The 16038-nt window shown below is 46.1% G+C and carries 18 protein-coding genes; 17 read left to right on the plus strand and 1 reads right to left on the minus strand.

Features of this window, described 5'->3' with window-relative positions; translation table 11 throughout:
- The 14 genes from pilM (at position 1) to rplI (ending at position 11181) form a co-directional block, all read left to right on the plus strand.
- Positions 1 to 1017 carry a type IV pilus assembly protein PilM gene (gene pilM / locus KJB05_RS01920; RefSeq protein WP_208445806.1) on the plus strand — a complete coding sequence of 339 codons (1017 nt, stop codon included), beginning with the start codon at positions 1 to 3 and terminating at the stop codon, positions 1015 to 1017.
- Positions 1001 to 1579 (plus strand): PilN domain-containing protein, encoded by a 579-nt coding sequence (locus KJB05_RS01925; RefSeq protein WP_005438427.1) that lies wholly within the window; start codon positions 1001 to 1003, stop codon positions 1577 to 1579. The genes pilM and KJB05_RS01925 overlap by 17 nt, the downstream gene beginning before the upstream one ends.
- Positions 1572 to 2165 (plus strand): type 4a pilus biogenesis protein PilO, encoded by a 594-nt coding sequence (gene pilO / locus KJB05_RS01930; RefSeq protein ID WP_039988232.1) that lies wholly within the window; start codon positions 1572 to 1574, stop codon positions 2163 to 2165. The genes KJB05_RS01925 and pilO overlap by 8 nt, the downstream gene beginning before the upstream one ends.
- Entirely contained in the window at positions 2155 to 2670 is a 516-nt protein-coding gene (locus KJB05_RS01935) for a pilus assembly protein PilP (RefSeq protein WP_005438430.1), read from the plus strand. The genes pilO and KJB05_RS01935 overlap by 11 nt, the downstream gene beginning before the upstream one ends.
- A gap of 34 nt (positions 2671 to 2704) precedes the next feature.
- A complete protein-coding gene (locus KJB05_RS01940; protein ID WP_199435956.1) occupies positions 2705 to 4453 on the plus strand; it encodes a type IV pilus secretin PilQ family protein in 1749 nt (582 codons plus the stop codon).
- Between the two features lie 189 nt (positions 4454 to 4642).
- On the plus strand, positions 4643 to 5161 hold the full coding sequence (gene aroK / locus KJB05_RS01945; RefSeq protein WP_005438434.1) for a shikimate kinase AroK: 519 nt from the start codon (positions 4643 to 4645) through the stop codon (positions 5159 to 5161).
- 31 nt (positions 5162 to 5192) lie between these two features.
- Entirely contained in the window at positions 5193 to 6293 is a 1101-nt protein-coding gene (aroB, locus tag KJB05_RS01950) for a 3-dehydroquinate synthase (RefSeq protein ID WP_005438436.1), read from the plus strand.
- 53 nt (positions 6294 to 6346) lie between these two features.
- Positions 6347 to 7840 (plus strand): AAA family ATPase, encoded by a 1494-nt coding sequence (locus KJB05_RS01955; protein WP_208445807.1) that lies wholly within the window; start codon positions 6347 to 6349, stop codon positions 7838 to 7840.
- A gap of 69 nt (positions 7841 to 7909) precedes the next feature.
- Positions 7910 to 8749, plus strand: a complete 840-nt coding sequence (locus KJB05_RS01960; protein WP_009705524.1) for a Dam family site-specific DNA-(adenine-N6)-methyltransferase — start codon at positions 7910 to 7912, stop codon at positions 8747 to 8749.
- Positions 8750 to 8849: 100 nt separating this feature from the next.
- Positions 8850 to 9521: a ribulose-phosphate 3-epimerase gene (gene rpe / locus KJB05_RS01965; RefSeq protein WP_005438444.1), complete on the plus strand. Its 672-nt coding sequence runs from the start codon at positions 8850 to 8852 to the stop codon at positions 9519 to 9521.
- 229 nt (positions 9522 to 9750) lie between these two features.
- Positions 9751 to 10140 (plus strand): 30S ribosomal protein S6, encoded by a 390-nt coding sequence (gene rpsF, locus KJB05_RS01970; protein WP_005438446.1) that lies wholly within the window; start codon positions 9751 to 9753, stop codon positions 10138 to 10140.
- Positions 10141 to 10148: 8 nt separating this feature from the next.
- Positions 10149 to 10451 (plus strand): primosomal replication protein N, encoded by a 303-nt coding sequence (gene priB / locus KJB05_RS01975; protein ID WP_005438449.1) that lies wholly within the window; start codon positions 10149 to 10151, stop codon positions 10449 to 10451.
- Positions 10452 to 10467: 16 nt separating this feature from the next.
- Positions 10468 to 10695 carry a 30S ribosomal protein S18 gene (gene rpsR, locus KJB05_RS01980; RefSeq protein ID WP_000090472.1) on the plus strand — a complete coding sequence of 76 codons (228 nt, stop codon included), beginning with the start codon at positions 10468 to 10470 and terminating at the stop codon, positions 10693 to 10695.
- 33 nt (positions 10696 to 10728) lie between these two features.
- Complete coding sequence (gene rplI, locus KJB05_RS01985) at positions 10729 to 11181, plus strand: 50S ribosomal protein L9 (RefSeq protein WP_005438451.1); 453 nt, start codon at positions 10729 to 10731, stop codon at positions 11179 to 11181.
- A gap of 78 nt (positions 11182 to 11259) precedes the next feature.
- Here rplI and KJB05_RS01990 read toward each other — a convergent pair whose 3' ends face one another.
- Positions 11260 to 12024, minus strand: a complete 765-nt coding sequence (locus KJB05_RS01990) for a DUF481 domain-containing protein (protein ID WP_208445808.1) — start codon at positions 12022 to 12024, stop codon at positions 11260 to 11262.
- A gap of 320 nt (positions 12025 to 12344) precedes the next feature.
- On the opposite strand from KJB05_RS01990, the gene KJB05_RS01995 reads away from it, so the two are divergent.
- From KJB05_RS01995 to KJB05_RS02005, 3 genes are read left to right on the plus strand one after another with little or no spacing between them, the layout of a single operon-like run.
- Positions 12345 to 13745 (plus strand): replicative DNA helicase, encoded by a 1401-nt coding sequence (locus tag KJB05_RS01995; RefSeq protein ID WP_020196769.1) that lies wholly within the window; start codon positions 12345 to 12347, stop codon positions 13743 to 13745.
- 13 nt (positions 13746 to 13758) lie between these two features.
- Entirely contained in the window at positions 13759 to 14835 is a 1077-nt protein-coding gene (gene alr / locus KJB05_RS02000; RefSeq protein ID WP_086027735.1) for an alanine racemase, read from the plus strand.
- Positions 14836 to 14838: 3 nt separating this feature from the next.
- Positions 14839 to 16035: a BamA/TamA family outer membrane protein gene (locus KJB05_RS02005; RefSeq protein WP_009705528.1), complete on the plus strand. Its 1197-nt coding sequence runs from the start codon at positions 14839 to 14841 to the stop codon at positions 16033 to 16035.
- The last annotated feature ends 3 nt before the right edge of the window (positions 16036 to 16038 follow it).

Here is a 16038-nt window from a genome sequence, read left to right on the forward strand (position 1 = left end):
ATGGATAAGCTATTAGTTACGGGCATAGATATTGGCCATAACAGCCTCAAAGCCGTGGTACTTAAACCCAATGGCAACAGTTACGCTTTATTGGGTTACAAAGAAATAATACTTAAGGAACGTATTGTCGCTGAAAATAACACCATAAATCATCAAGAAATTGTAAAGACCCTTAAAGAGATGAGAAAAGAGCTCCCAATTCGAGCTAGAAAGGTCGCAATTTCGGTTCCAGACAGTGCTGTGATCAGCAAAAAGCTACAAATAGAGCAGAACCTAGAAGAAAGCGAAAAGGAATTTGCGGTGATGCAAGCCTTCGCGCATCAGTCTCCCTTTCCGGTTGAAGAGCTCAGCCTCGATTTTGTGAAGGTTGATACGGATGAGCAGATGGGCGGCACAGAGAGCTACCAAGTGTTTGCAACACGCAGAGAGGTGGTGGAAAGCCGAGTGGATACATTAACGAAGTCTGGCCTAAAAACCGTGCTGGTGGATGTGCACTCACAAAGTCTTGGTCATATATGGAAGCTAACCGCAGAACGTTTTCCAGAAAAGAATAAGCATTGCTTGTTAGACATTGGTGCGATGAGTAGCTCTTTCACTATGTTTACCGAGCAAGGTGAGCTATTCCATAAGGAGTTTCCTTGCGGTACTCGCACAACAAACGACTTGTCTCAACACGATCCACTCAATGACGATATTCAAACCGCAACTGAGGAGTTCAATCGACAAATGGTTGAACGTGTTAAGCGTCAGATGCAGCTCTATACCTCGTTCAATGGCAGCCAAGATATCAAAGGCATTTGGCTTTCCGGTGAGGGGGCGGCTACGCCAATGTTAGCTGAGGAGCTATCAAGTCAATTGGCGCTGGAGTGTGAACTGCTCAATCCTCTTAGTTTGTTTGAAATGAAAGTCTCTAAACGTAAACGCCGAGCTGCAGATTGGCAGCACTTCACGGCAGCCGCAGGTTTAGCGGTACGCGGTATTCAGTGGTTGGGAGGTGACGATGCTGCATCACATTAACCTCCTCGCTTGGCGCGAAAATCAACGTGAAGAACATCGTCGACGTTTTATTGGTTTGATTGTTCTTGGTGCGATTGCTGCGCTGGGCGTGCAGTGGGGCATCGGTAAGTACTACCAATACCAACAAGACCAGCAACAACAGCGCCTAGACTATTTAGCTCACTATATATCTCAGCTTGATAAGCGAATTGAAGCAATGAAGATTGCTGAGCAAGAGCACGGCAAGATCTTAGAGCGTTTAAAGATCGTCGAAGGGTTACAAAACGGACGCAACAAAACCACTGAGTTCATGAACTTGATGCCATCAGTTATTCCTGAAGGTGTGTATGTCGACAAGATTAAGATGAATGACTACGAAATCGAGATCTCAGGAATTTCAGACAGTACGCCGCGTCTCGCGACAATGCTCGACAACATGGAGCGTTCGGCAAAATTGTTAGATGTCGAGATGCACTCCATTGTCCATGGTAAAGCCCGTTTCGGTAAAGAGTTTCAGACGTTCAAAGTCTCCTTCATGTTTAAAGGTGCCTCTATAAAAGAAGGAGGTAAACAGCATGGTTAATTGGCAAGACCTTGAAATGGATGAAATCGCTGAATGGCCACTGGTGCCGCAGTTAGTCGTTCTCTTAATGCTCGTGTTTCTGATTCAAGGTTTCGGTTACTGGTTCTATTTAAAGCCAGAGCAAGCGCGTTTGGACAATTTGATTCAAGAAGAGCAAACCTTAAAAGTTGCGCTGAGAATCAAGGCCAATAAAGTGGCGGCTTTGCCTCAACTGCAATCACAACTCGATGAGCTCACCACTCGCTACGAACTGCTACTGCAACAGCTACCTGCGCAAAAAGAGCTGGCCACCATGCTGGCTTCGGTGAATGAACTGGGCATCGATAACAAACTGACATTTACCCGCATTGACTGGGGGGAGAAACAGTCAGAGCACTTCCTTTATCGTCTGCCGCTGAATATTGAACTCACTGGAGACTTTCATGATATCGGCCGTTTCTCTCAAGCCATCGCCACATTGCCTCGCATCATCACGTTTAAAGACGTGACTTGGCAACGAGTGAGTCAAGAAAGTGAAACTTTGCACTTCCGTGTAAAAGCGAATACCTACCAGTTCAAACCAGAGGAAAAGAAAGATGCGAAATAAATCTTTGCTGATGGTTTGTATTGCAGGGGTGCTAGCGGGTTGCCAAGCCAACGATGAATCACTGACAGACTTTATTCGTGGTGTAGAAAACCAAGCACGCCGTGACGTCGCCAAATTACAGCCCGCTGAAGACTATGTTGTCATCGGTTATGAGCCAGAGATTCTACGTGCGCCTTTTGAGCTCCCTAAAGAAGCCACCATCGCCACTCAACCTTTGGCCAGACAAGATTGTTGGCAACCGCCATCAAGAAAGCGGGTAGGTAAGTTAGAACGCTTTCCTCTCAATAAACTGCGCTTAAAAGGTGTTATGGGGATGGGGAGCAATGTTTCTGGTTTGGTCCAAGCACCAAATGGCACCGTTTATAAGGTGAAGCCGGGTCAGTACCTTGGTCGTAACAATGGCAAGGTGACCCACGTATCCCACAACTATTTATTAATTAATGAAACCTTACCCGACGGTTTAGGGTGTTGGCAAAAGCGCAAAGTTAAGTTGGCTTTGAGATAGGCATAGCAGCATTTATTTTTGATATTGAGTAATGATGAAAATGAGACAAGGATTAACACTGACACCAAGGAAGCTAGCAGGGATCTTCTCTTTGTGGTTCTTTTTACTTTTAGCCCCTTTTGTAGCAGCACAGGAAGTAAAGTCTAACTCGCTAAAGACCATCGACTTTCGTACAAACAAAGACAAAGATGCCGTGATTGTTGTAGAACTTGCGTCCCCTGCTGCAATCGTTGATATCAAGCGCGTACAGGAAGGGTTGAGTATCGACTTACTCAACACATCTGTAAAAGACGACCAGCTTTACCTTCTGGATGTAAAAGACTTTTCTACGGTCGTCGAGAGTATTGAAATATTCCGAGATACCTCAACCACACGTTTAGTTGCTTATATTGATGAGGAATACACTCACGATTACCGTCTGACTGGGCGTTACCTAGAGATCAAAGTCGGTAAGATAAAAGCCAATGAAAAAGCACCGGATAAGAGCATTCTAGAAAAAGAAGGGAAGCTGATTTCAATTAACTTCCAAGACATCCCAGTGCGAAACGTATTGCAACTCATCGCCGACTACAACCAATTTAACTTAGTGGTATCTGACTCCGTTGAAGGCAACTTAACTTTGCGTCTTGATGGTGTACCTTGGCAGCAAGTGCTCGATATCATTCTTCAAGTAAAAGGCTTGGATAAGCGTGTTGATGGCAACGTGATTTTGGTGGCGCCGAAAGACGAACTGGATTTGCGTGAAAAGCAACAATTAGAGAAACAGAAACTTGAGCAGGAGATGGGTGAGCTTTCTTCTGAGATCATCAAAGTTAATTTCGCTAAAGCTTCGGACATTGCCGAGATGATTAATGGCGAGGGGAATATCAGTATGCTCTCAGAACGTGGCAGCATGACCATTGATGAGCGGACGAACTCACTCTTAATTAGAGAACTACCAGAGAACATTGAGGTTATCCGAGAGATCATTGAGTCTTTGGATATTCCGGTCAAACAAGTTCAGATTGAAGCGCGAATCGTCACCATCAATGAAGGTAATATGGACGAACTTGGTGTGCGCTGGGGCTTCACCTCTATTAACGGCAGCCACACTGTCGGTGGTTCGATTGAGAATAACCTTGCGACAATTGGCCTGTACGATGGCGGCGGTGATGGCGAAGGTGATGACGGTGGCAGCAGTGTTGGTATTGATGACTTCCTAAACGTGAACTTGGCTGCAACCAGTCCGAATGCGACCAGTCTTGCCTTCCAAGTTGCGAAATTAGGCTCAGACACACTGCTTGATTTAGAGCTTTCTGCGCTGCAACAAGAATCCAAGGCAGAGATCATTTCTAGCCCGCGATTGATTACCACTAACAAGAAGCCTGCTTATATCGAGCAAGGTACCGAAATCCCGTACCTTGAGTCTTCTTCCAGTGGCGCGACGTCTGTCACGTTCAAAAAAGCTGTATTGAGCTTAAAAGTGACACCACAGATTACCCCTGACAATCGTTTAGTGTTGGATTTGAGCGTTACGCAAGACAGACCGGGTCAAGTTGTAAAAACAGGCACAGGTGAAGCCGTCGCGATCGATACTCAACGCATTGGCACACAAGTTTTAGTCAATAACGGTGAAACGGTTGTGTTGGGTGGTATTTTTCAACATAGCATCACAAACTCCGTCGATAAGGTGCCTTTATTAGGTGATTTACCGCTGTTAGGGGCACTTTTTCGTCGAAGTTATGAAAATGTCGGCAAAAGTGAACTGTTGATTTTTGTCACGCCTAAAGTTGTGATTCAGTAGGCGCTCAGTGAGTAAAAAATCGATTAGATCAAAAATAAAGTTGCATTAGTGGCACCATGCTTGGATAATTTCGGGTCTTATCACGAATTATCTGTGAGGAATTGGTGCCACAAGCCTTGTGAAACAGCAGTTTGGCTGTGTTTTCTTGTGGCGATCTTATTGAATTAACGTTGTAAATTACCGCTAAATATGGCTGAGAAACGTAATATTTTCCTTGTTGGCCCAATGGGCGCCGGCAAAAGTACAATTGGTAGACATCTAGCACAGCAGCTGCATATGGAGTTCGTGGACTCTGATACAGTGATTGAAGAACGCACTGGTGCAGACATCTCTTGGGTTTTTGATGTAGAAGGTGAAGACGGCTTCCGCAAACGCGAAGAAGCAGTACTTGAAGACCTGACTCAAGAGCAAGGCATCGTGCTAGCAACCGGCGGTGGTTCTGTGAAGAGCAAAGAAAACCGCAATCGCCTTTCTGCACGTGGTGTTGTTGTTTACCTAGAAACGACTATTGAAAAGCAACTTGCTCGTACTAACCGCGACAAGAAGCGTCCTCTACTTCAAACTGACAACCCTCGTGAAGTATTGGAAAGTTTGGCAGGCGAACGTAACCCTCTATACGAAGAAGTAGCGGATTACACGGTTCGTACTGACGATCAGAGTGCAAAAGTGGTAGCCAACCAGATCGTAAAAATGCTAGAAGAGAGATAAGCATTTATCTTTTTCAAATTGGAGCACACCGATGGAACGGATTACGGTCAATCTAGCAGAGCGTAGCTACCCAATCTCAATTGGCGCCGGGTTATTTGAAGACCCGGCGTACCTTTCTCAAATTCTTTCAAACAAAAACGCAAATCAGAAAGTTGTCGTGATCAGTAATGTCACGGTTGCTCCACTGTATGCGGAAAAAATACTTGGTCAGCTTGAACAGCTCGGTTGTGATGCCTCATTACTTGAATTGCCTGATGGTGAGCAATACAAAAGCCTAGACACGTTTAATCAAGTCATGAACTTCCTGCTAGAGGGAAGCTACGCACGTGATGTAGTGATTATTGCGTTAGGTGGTGGTGTTATTGGCGATCTCGTTGGGTTCGCGTCTGCTTGTTACCAACGTGGTGTGGATTTCATCCAGATCCCAACCACATTGTTGTCTCAAGTGGATTCATCTGTTGGTGGTAAAACCGCAGTTAACCACCCACTAGGCAAAAACATGATTGGTGCTTTCTACCAACCTAAAGCCGTTATCATTGATACCAACTGCTTATCAACGCTTCCTGAACGCGAGTTCGCAGCGGGCATTGCCGAAGTGATCAAATACGGCATTATTTATGATGCGGATTTCTTTGATTGGCTGGAAGAGAATCTCGACAGACTGTACGCACTGGATGAAGAAGCACTGACTTATGCCATCGCACGTTGCTGTGAAATCAAAGCAGAAGTTGTGGCTCTTGATGAAAAAGAGTCAGGCATACGAGCGCTGTTGAATCTGGGTCATACCTTCGGTCATGCTATTGAGGCTGAGCTAGGTTATGGCAATTGGCTTCACGGTGAAGCGGTGTCATCTGGCACAGTGATGGCGGCGAAAGCTTCGCACTTACGCGGATTGATTTCGCAAGAGCAGCTGGATCGCATTATTACTATTATGCGCCGCGCTAAACTGCCAGTGCATACGCCAGAGTCGATGAGTTTTGATGACTTTATGACGCACATGATGCGTGATAAGAAAGTCTTATCTGGTCAGCTGCGCTTAGTATTGCCTACCGGAATTGGTAGCGCCGAAGTCATTGCGGATACACCGCAAGATATCATCAAACAAGCTATCGACTTTGGTCGTGACATTTAACCTTGTAATGGCGCCTTAGGGCGTCATTCTTGTAGTTTATTAAGGTTATTTAGATGAGTTTTGCTCACGTTCTTGAATTGGATTCACAAACCGAGTTACTAGACAGATTAAGCTTATTAACCAACTTTGGTTCTAATTTGATCGCCGTGAATGGTCAATCCGGATATGGAAAATCTTGGATGGCACAGCGATACCTTGAACTCGGTGCAAGTAACAAAAATCAATGTTTGTTACTTTGTCATTCCAATCAAGATGATGTGCAACGTCGTATGCTCATCTTGAGTCAGATAGTTTCCGATGCCTTATTCAATCAACAAGATACATTGCTTGATAGCTTAGAACGTATCTTGGGTGATGAAGTGTGTGACATTGCCATTGTGGTTGATGACGCTCATTTGCTGAGTGAAACCCTAGTTTCAGAATTATGGATGCTAGTGCTAGTTGCACAAGCGAATCCAAAATGGAAAATCAACATCTTGTTGTTCACTCAAAGTGGGCGTTTGGAATCGGTATTGTCGCGTATTAGTTACGGGCAAGAGCTCAAACCGGTTGAACTTGATATTGAGATGTTGTCAGAAGTCGAAGCGCGTCGTTTCTTTGAATCTTTGGTGATTCGATATGTTGACGATGAATCTGAAAAACGCGTTCGAGATGCATTTAAGAAAGTCGACCCGATTCCGGGAGACATCATGGCGTTAGGAGAGATGAAAGTGGAAAAAAGGATCATTATCCGCTCAATTGTAGGCTCACCCCTTAATATCGCATTAGTTGTTTTGGTGCTGTTATTGTTGGCCGCTGGTGGTTATTGGTGGATGTACAATCAGCCAAGCCCAGACGACAAAGCACAGCAAATCACAGGTACGATTGAGCAAACTGCCATCCCAACCCTAACCGAGCCCGAAGTTCAAACCAGCGGCGCAGATTCCGCAATCAGTGACGCGTCAGATACGACAGAACTTGCTGGCGCGACGGACGATTCCGATTCATTGCCGCCGGCCGTGACAGAGGAAGTTGCAAGTGTTGGCACAGAAGATAAACAGCAGCGCGTTGTGATTGAGTCGGATGTGGTGGATGCCTTACTTGAAGGCAAACCTGAAGAAGCCAATACCGATGAAATCAAACAAGTTGTGGAAGAATCAGTGCCTCAAGCGCAGAGCAGTTCGAACTCTTCATTGATTAATGTTGTACAAACGGGCGAACAACCTAAGGCAACACAAGCAAATTCAACGAAGCCTGTCGTGAAGTTCTCTTTTGCTCGTGAAGAGCTAAAAGCGTTATCACCACGCGCTTATACTTTGCAATTAGGAGCGATGACGGCAATGGAAGATGTGCAAACCTTCCTTGACGAGTACGACCTAAATGGAAAAGTAAGAATTTACCCGACCGTGCGCAGCGGAACAGAATGGTACCTCATTACCTATCAAGATTACCCGACTATCCAGCTCGCTCGAGACGCGGTAGAAAGCCTGCCAGATGCGCTTAAATCGGTGAGTCCGTGGGCAAAATCCTTGGGTCAGGTACATCGTGAAATTGATCGCGTGAAATAATCCTGAGCTTCGTTGAAAAATATGTTACATTCCGCAGCCTTAATTTTTGGTCGATAGATAGAGCAGTAGATGAAAAAGCAACGAGCCTTTCTTAAGTGGGCAGGAGGAAAATACGGTCTGGTTGAAGACATCCAACGTCATTTGCCACCGGCTCGAAAGCTAGTTGAACCTTTTGTTGGTGCTGGCTCGGTATTTCTTAATACCGACTATGACCACTACTTGCTGGCGGACATCAACCCCGACTTGATTAATCTCTACAACCTACTGAAAGAGCGCCCTGAGGATTACATCTCAGAAGCTAAGCGTTGGTTTGTTGCAGAGAATAACCGCAAAGAAGCTTATTTGAGCATTCGCGCTGAGTTTAATAAAACGGACGACGTGATGTACCGCTCATTGGCGTTCTTATATATGAACCGTTTCGGTTTTAATGGCTTGTGTCGTTACAACAAGAAGGGCGGTTTCAACGTACCGTTTGGTTCATATAAAAAGCCTTACTTCCCAGAAGCTGAATTGGAATTCTTTGCTGAAAAAGCGAAGAAGGCGACCTTCGTATGTGAAGGCTACCCAGAGACTTTCCGTCGAGCGCGCAAGGGAAGTGTGGTCTATTGTGATCCTCCGTACGCACCATTGTCGAATACGGCTAACTTTACCTCTTACGCAGGTAACGGCTTCACGCTTGATGACCAAGCTGCACTGGCTGACATCGCGGAGAAAGCGGCGACCGAGCGCGGAATTCCCGTTCTGATTTCAAATCACGATACCACATTAACGCGTCGTCTATATCACGGTGCGGAATTGAACGTGGTCAAAGTGAAGCGAACCATCAGTCGTAATGGTAGCGGGCGCAATAAAGTCGATGAACTGCTTGCTCTCTTCCGTGCCTCTGACACGGATAAATCAGACTCATAATTCTCACACTATTATGTCTAAATAGTGGATATCCTGACTGGCTTCGGTAGAATTGCGCGCAACATTGTTTGTTGTTTGCTCGCCACTATTGAGGTCAGGTATGAAAGATTTTCTTATTGCTCCATCCATTTTATCGGCTGATTTTGCTCGTCTAGGTGAAGACGTAGAAAAAGTACTCGCAGCGGGTGCGGATGTGGTGCATTTCGATGTGATGGATAACCACTACGTACCAAACCTGACTTTTGGTGCGCCAATCTGTAAAGCGCTTCGTGACTACGGCATTACCGCTCCAATCGATGTTCACCTAATGGTGAAACCTGTAGACCGCATCATCCCTGACTTCGCAAAAGCGGGTGCATCGATGATTACTTTCCATGTGGAAGCGTCAGAGCACGTTGACCGTACACTACAGTTGATCAAAGAGCACGGCTGTAAGGCGGGTGTGGTACTTAACCCAGCTACGCCGTTGTCGCATCTTGAATTCATCATGGACAAAGTTGACCTAATTCTTCTAATGTCAGTTAACCCTGGCTTTGGTGGTCAATCATTTATCCCTCACACGCTAGATAAACTGCGTGCAGTACGTAAGATGATCGACGAGTCTGGCCGTGATATCCGCCTAGAAATTGATGGTGGTGTGAAAGTGGATAATATTCGTGAAATCGCAGAAGCGGGTGCAGACATGTTTGTTGCGGGTTCAGCGATTTTCGGCCACCCAGATTACAAGCAAGTGATCGACCAAATGCGTGACGAGCTAGCAAAAGCAAAATAAGCATTGAAGCCCTAATCTTAAAAGGCTGCCACTTTGTTGGCAGCCTTTGTCGTAGCTAGGGCCAGAGCGAAGAAAATATCGCCAGCGCGCCGTAAATAATCACTTGCCTATTTTGCTTCCTTTCTGTACTATCCGTCTTCCTTAATTCTCGGTCATTTTTCTTTAGTTCCTTGCTTCCTCTGGACGACCGAGCCAATCGTGGAAGCTAATAATCCGTAAGGAGCAACCAATGCGTCATTACGAAATCGTATTCATGGTGCACCCTGATCAAAGCGAGCAAGTTGCTGGCATGATCGAGCGTTACACTGGTTCAATCACTGAAGCTGGCGGTAAAATCCACCGTCTAGAAGACTGGGGCCGTCGTCAACTGGCTTACCCAATCAACAAGCTTCACAAAGCTCACTACGTTCTAATGAACGTTGAAGCTGGCCAAGAAGTGATCGACGAACTAGAAACTGCTTTCCGTTTCAACGATGCAGTTCTACGTAACATGATCATGCGTACTAAAGCGGCTATCACTGAGCAATCTATCATGCTTAAGCAGAAAGAAGAGCGTGCAGAGCGTGCTCCTCGTCGCGAAGAGCGTGCTGAAGCTAAGCCAGAAGCAGCTGCTGAGTAATATTTCTTATGACCAATCGAATGGAGCTGAGTGGCACCATTGCCAAGCCGCCCATTCGTAGTAAAAGCCCTGGTGGCATTGAACACTGTCGATTTTGGCTAGAGCATCGCTCTACTGTTATCGAAGCTAATCTACCACGACAAGTTTATTGTCGAATGCCGGTAGTAGTTAGTGGGCTTGGGTCACAAGCATTAACTCAGAATTTAGTACAAGGCAGTAACATTAAGGTAGGCGGTTTTGTCGCTTATCAGACCGGCCGAAATGGCGTTGGGAAATTAGTGTTACACGCCGACAACATTACTCAAATTTAAGATCAGGAGATAGCCCATGGCTCGTTTCTTCCGTCGTCGTAAATTCTGCCGTTTCACTGCAGAAGGCGTACAAGAGATTGATTACAAAGACGTAGCAACTCTTAAAAACTACATCACTGAAGCTGGTAAAATCGTACCTAGCCGTATCACTGGTACAAGCGCTAAGTACCAGCGTCAACTAGCTCGCGCTATCAAGCGTTCTCGCTACCTAGCTCTACTACCGTACACTGACAAGCATCAGTAATCGGTTCGTTTTATTAAGAAAGAGGATTAAACAATGCAAGTTATTCTACTTGATAAAATCGGTAACCTAGGTGGTCTTGGCGATACAGTAAACGTTAAGTCTGGCTACGCTCGTAACTTCCTTATCCCTCAAGGTAAAGCAGTTATGGCAACTAAAGGCAACGTTGAAATGTTCGAAGCTCGTCGCGCTGAACTAGAAGCTAAAGTTGCTGAGCAACTAACAGCTGCTGAAGCACGTGCTGAGAAAGTTAACGCTCTAGAAGCAGTTGTTATCGCTTCTAAAGCTGGTGACGAAGGTAAACTATTCGGTTCTATCGGTACTCGTGACATCGCTGACGCTATCACAGCTGCAGGCGTTGAAGTTGCTAAGAGCGAAGTTCGCCTTCCTGAAGGTGCTCTACGTAACACTGGTGAGTTCGAGATCAGCGTTCAACTTCACTCAGAAGTTTTCGCTACTGTGAACGTACAAGTTGTTGCTGCTGAGTAATTCAGTACCAAGCGAAATAGTAAAAAGCACCTCTTAGGAGGTGCTTTTTTTATGTCTGAATAATATGAAAAGCGGGACTTAGAAGGCAAACAAAAGGTTGACGGAAAACACACTATCCGCCTTGCTCAAGCCCTCTGGCACTTTATCGTGATATTGGCGAGAGTGCGCTAATTTAAGAGCAATGTCTTCGGTAATGTCGTTGGTCACACTCAGATCACTATCAACACGAGTGTTGCTTTTACCTGCTACTAACGTGATATCGGCAGAGAGACTTAAGTTATCTAAAGCTTGCCAAGTGGTATTGATGTTACCACGCAAGATCCCTTCCTGAACGATATCTGGAAAGACAATGTCGTCGTCATCAATTTCATCTAAGTTTGGTTCTTGGTAACGAAAACCAGGGCCGACCTCCGCTTCCAAAGTAAACTTTTCTGTATAAGCGAACTGGTAACCCAAACCGCCAGAAAATGTGTAATCTTTAAAGTAAGCACTGTAGCGTGAATCAACCCCTTTAAAGCTGCCGTACAAGTAAGTCTTTGGACCTAACTTGTAGTCGCTTTGCGCAGTATAGGTAGAAGAGCGTTTATCTTCTTCCCCATCTTTATATAGGTTGTAGTACTTCCATTCGCCGTAAGAACGGTGACGACCAGAAGTGTATTCAGCACTCAGACGAGCATTCAGGGAACGAGAGTCCGTGTTACCTGTGTGAGCTTGATAGCCGAACTCGACCTCAGTTTGGAGAGGGTCGGGCACTTCAATTTCTTGCTCTGGCTGTACTGATTCTTCAGCGTACGATGCTCCCGTGCAAAGTAAGCTAAAGCCAAGTAACCAGTATCGGGACACAAATACCTCGAACGTAATAAAAAAGGAGGGGCATGATACTGATACAGATGTTTTATTGGGTCAATGATAGGTTAATTTTTATTAGACCTAAGCCGGAGAAGCGTGGTGGGCGTTCTCATTTGCGCATCAAACTTAATTAACTGTCTGTTTCAGCATGAATTGGGGAGATTCTACCGCAATCGAGTAATTTCGCACCATAAAAAGCGAATTCTTAGCCATTCACTTGTTGAATTCTTAACAAGTAATTGTCGCTTCAGGGAAGCATCTTGGCTAAGTTTAAGGTTATAATCTCGGGTCATTAGTAGTTATCGAGCAAAGTCATGGCGGAAAACAGAAATCGCAAACCTTCAGACAGTCAGGTCGACGCAATCAAAGTGCCACCTCATTCGCTAGAAGCCGAGCAATCAGTAATTGGTGGTCTCTTACTGGACAATGAACGTTGGGACACGGTCGCTGAGCGTGTTGTGAGCAGTGATTTCTATAGCCGTCCTCATCGTCTCATTTTCGAGGGCGTTAAAACCATTCTTGAACAGGGTAAGCCTCTCGACTTGATCACCTTGTCTGAGCACCTAGAGCGTCACGAACAATTGGAAGACGTGGGTGGCTTTGCGTACCTTGCGGATCTTGCGAAAAACACACCAAGTGCAGCGAACATCAACGCTTACGCGGACATCGTAGCGGAGCGTGCAATCGTGCGCGGCCTGATCGGTGTTGCAAATGAAATTGCGGACGCTGGTTATGATCCACAAGGTCGAAGCTCAGAAGACTTAATTGATATGGCGGAGAGTAAAGTTTTCGCCATTGCAGAATCTCGTACTAGCGAAAACGAAGGCCCACAAAACGTCGATAACATTCTCGAAAAAACGCTAGAGCGTATCGAGATGCTATACAAAACACCTCAAGATGGTGTGACAGGTGTGAACACTGGCTTCAACGACCTCAACAAAAAAACGGCGGGTCTACAAGGTTCTGATTTGGTTATCGTTGCGGCACGTCCATCGATGGGTAAAACCACTTTTGCGATGAACTTGTGTGAAAACGCGGCGATGGACCAAGACAAACCGGTACTTATCTTCTCGCTAGAGATGCCTGCCGAACAGTTGATGATGCGTATGCTTGCGTCCCTATCTCGCGTTGACCAAACCAAGATCCGTACTGGTCAGCTTGATGATGAAGATTGGGCTCGTATTTCTTCTACCATGGGTATCCTAATGCAGAAGAAAAATATGTACATCGATGATAGTTCAGGCCTAACGCCAACCGAAGTACGTTCCCGTGCTCGTCGTGTCGCGCGTGAACACGGTGGCCTGTCGATGATCATGGTCGACTACCTTCAGTTAATGCGTGTTCCTGCTCTCTCTGATAACCGTACCTTGGAGATTGCGGAAATTTCGCGCTCTCTGAAAGCTCTGGCGAAAGAGTTGAACGTTCCTGTGGTAGCACTATCGCAGCTAAACCGTTCCCTAGAGCAGCGTGCCGATAAGCGCCCAGTTAACTCGGACTTGCGTGAATCGGGCTCTATCGAGCAGGATGCCGACTTGATCATGTTTATTTACCGTGACGAGGTTTACAACCCAGATAGCCCATACAAAGGCACGGCAGAAATTATTCTTGGTAAGCAACGTAACGGCCCTATCGGTTCGGTTCGCTTAACCTTCCAAGGCCAACACTCGCGTTTCGATAACTACGCGGGTCCTGCATTTGATATCGATGATGAGTAATGCAATGAGCTACATGAAAGCTGCGATGGCATGTATTGACTTGTCAGCACTGCAGCACAATTTACAACGCGTGAAAGAACAGGCGCCAGAAAGCAAAGTGATGGCGGTGGTGAAGGCAAATGGCTACGGTCATGGTCTTCGTCATGTAGCTAAACACGCTACGCATGCTGATGCCTTTGGCGTTGCTCGCATTGAGGAAGCACTTCAGCTACGCGCTTGTGGCGTGGTAAAGCCGATTCTTTTACTAGAAGGTTTTTACTCACCTGGCGATTTGCCAGTTTTGGTGACCAATAACATTCAAACTGTTGTCCATTGCGAAGAGCAACTCGCGGCATTAGAACAAGCGGATCTCGAAACGCCAGTTGTGGTTTGGCTTAAAATCGACAGCGGTATGCATCGACTTGGCGTGCGTCCAGAGCAGTACGATGAATTCATAACACGTCTTAAAGAGTGCCCGAATGTGGCGAAACCTCTGCGTTACATGAGCCACTTTGGTTGCGCTGATGAGCTGGATAACAGCATTACCACAGAGCAAATCGATTTATTTATGTCGCTAACGGCTGGCTGTCAGGGTGAGCGCTCTCTGGCGGCTTCAGCAGGCTTGCTTGCTTGGCCACAAAGTCAGTTAGATTGGGTTCGTCCAGGCATCATAATGTATGGTGTATCTCCATTTGATGATAAAACTGCGCAAGACATGGGTTACAAACCAGTGATGACACTGAAGTCACACTTGATCGCCGTTCGTGAAGTGAAGAAGGGCGAAAGTGTTGGCTATGGCGGTATGTGGACAAGTGAACGCGACACTAAAGTAGGCGTGATTGCTGTTGGTTACGGCGATGGCTATCCACGTACAGCGCCAAACGGCACGCCAGTGTTTGTCAATGGGCGCAAAGTACCAATCGCGGGTCGCGTTTCTATGGATATGCTGACGGTTGATTTAGGTCCTGATGCAACGGATAAAGTAAGCGATGAAGCCATTCTATGGGGTAAAGACTTACCAGTAGAAGAGGTAGCTAGCCACATAGGTACCATTGCTTATGAACTGGTGACCAAATTAACTTCTCGTGTCGAAATGGAATATTCGAAGTAACTCATGAAGACAAGACTATTCTCTGTGCTGGCATTTTCTGCCAGCCTTTTTTTATCTCCGCAGTTGATTGCCAAAGAGAAAGACTCAGCGTTCGTCCCTTTCTATTTCAGTACGGAGACCATGGGCAGCACCATAGGTTTAGCGGGCGTTGCTAAAGGTGTCGGCCAACCCCAAGCAGCCCTGTTTGGTATGGGCTTGTATTCTGAAAAAGACAGTTACGTCGGTTTCCTTTCTGCTTTTAACTACGCTTTGTCGCCAAACCTTTTGTTTAGCACGCAGATGTATCAAGCGCGCTTTAACGACAACCCTTATTACTTAGGTGACCAAGGTTCGAATAACTCTTCAACGGAAGATAAAACCGTAACCAATGGCGACGAAGAGAACTACAAACTGGAGTTCAAGTACCTGCTTCCTTGGGGGAATGTTCGTGAACACGGACTGCTTGGTGCATTCCAACCTGTGAGAGATGTGAGTTTTGCTTCTCCAGTCGATTCTGGTGTCAGTTCAATTATCTTCACCCCGTTCTATTCTTCTCGTGAGTTGGATATCTACAACGACAAGAAAGAAGAAGCTACGGGGTTTAGTCTGACATTTGACTGGGACAACCGCGACAGCGTGCGCAATACGACGCGAGGCTCCCATACGTCGTTTGATTTAACCACGGGTGCAGAAAGTTTGCAGTCGGAAGACTTATGGCTGAAGTGGGAATTCCAAAACAGTCAGTACTACTCGTTGGGTCCACTTGGTGATTGGTTCGATCAGCAAGTGCTCGCGTTTGATTTCTACACGGCGGATACACCGACATGGAACAAATGTGATGGTTTAATGTGTGCTCGTCCACCAGAGCAAGAACAAGTTCGCTTAGGTGGTTTGTATCGTCTACGTGGTTATACCGCGGGTCGTTACCACGGCCGCAGTGCGATTCACTATTCTGCAGAATACCGGGTATTACCAGACTGGCAGCCGCTCGATGATATTCCTCTTATCAACTACTACGATCTGCCTTGGTGGCAATGGGTCGCGTTTGTTGAAGTAGGGCGAGTGGCGGATGACTATGATCTAAAAACGTTGCATGAAGATATGAAGTGGAACGTCGGTGGCGCGGTTCGCTTCCAAGTTGAAGGGATTGTGGTTCGTGCTGAAATGGCCAAAGGGGCAGATGAAGGCACCTTCCGAGTCATGATCAACCAACCGTTCTAAATC

This window comes from Vibrio sp. B1ASS3, assembly GCF_905175355.1.
GTDB lineage: Bacteria > Pseudomonadota > Gammaproteobacteria > Enterobacterales > Vibrionaceae > Vibrio > Vibrio owensii.

Bases quoted from the DNA above. Each gene is read 5' to 3' on its own strand.
- KJB05_RS01925 (WP_005438427.1), top strand. From the start codon at position 1,001: ATGCTGCATCACATTAACCTCCTCGCTTGGCGCGAAAATCAACGTGAA.
- alr (WP_086027735.1), top strand. From the start codon at position 13,759: ATGAAAGCTGCGATGGCATGTATTGACTTGTCAGCACTGCAGCACAAT.
- KJB05_RS01940 (WP_199435956.1), top strand. From the start codon at position 2,705: ATGAAAATGAGACAAGGATTAACACTGACACCAAGGAAGCTAGCAGGG.
- rpsF (WP_005438446.1), top strand. From the start codon at position 9,751: ATGCGTCATTACGAAATCGTATTCATGGTGCACCCTGATCAAAGCGAG.
- rpsR (WP_000090472.1), top strand. From the start codon at position 10,468: ATGGCTCGTTTCTTCCGTCGTCGTAAATTCTGCCGTTTCACTGCAGAA.
- KJB05_RS01960 (WP_009705524.1), top strand. From the start codon at position 7,910: ATGAAAAAGCAACGAGCCTTTCTTAAGTGGGCAGGAGGAAAATACGGT.
- KJB05_RS01935 (WP_005438430.1), top strand. From the start codon at position 2,155: ATGCGAAATAAATCTTTGCTGATGGTTTGTATTGCAGGGGTGCTAGCG.
- KJB05_RS02005 (WP_009705528.1), top strand. From the start codon at position 14,839: ATGAAGACAAGACTATTCTCTGTGCTGGCATTTTCTGCCAGCCTTTTT.
- aroK (WP_005438434.1), top strand. From the start codon at position 4,643: ATGGCTGAGAAACGTAATATTTTCCTTGTTGGCCCAATGGGCGCCGGC.
- pilM (WP_208445806.1), top strand. From the start codon at position 1: ATGGATAAGCTATTAGTTACGGGCATAGATATTGGCCATAACAGCCTC.
- rpe (WP_005438444.1), top strand. From the start codon at position 8,850: ATGAAAGATTTTCTTATTGCTCCATCCATTTTATCGGCTGATTTTGCT.
- priB (WP_005438449.1), top strand. From the start codon at position 10,149: ATGACCAATCGAATGGAGCTGAGTGGCACCATTGCCAAGCCGCCCATT.
- KJB05_RS01995 (WP_020196769.1), top strand. From the start codon at position 12,345: ATGGCGGAAAACAGAAATCGCAAACCTTCAGACAGTCAGGTCGACGCA.
- pilO (WP_039988232.1), top strand. From the start codon at position 1,572: ATGGTTAATTGGCAAGACCTTGAAATGGATGAAATCGCTGAATGGCCA.
- aroB (WP_005438436.1), top strand. From the start codon at position 5,193: ATGGAACGGATTACGGTCAATCTAGCAGAGCGTAGCTACCCAATCTCA.
- KJB05_RS01955 (WP_208445807.1), top strand. From the start codon at position 6,347: ATGAGTTTTGCTCACGTTCTTGAATTGGATTCACAAACCGAGTTACTA.
- rplI (WP_005438451.1), top strand. From the start codon at position 10,729: ATGCAAGTTATTCTACTTGATAAAATCGGTAACCTAGGTGGTCTTGGC.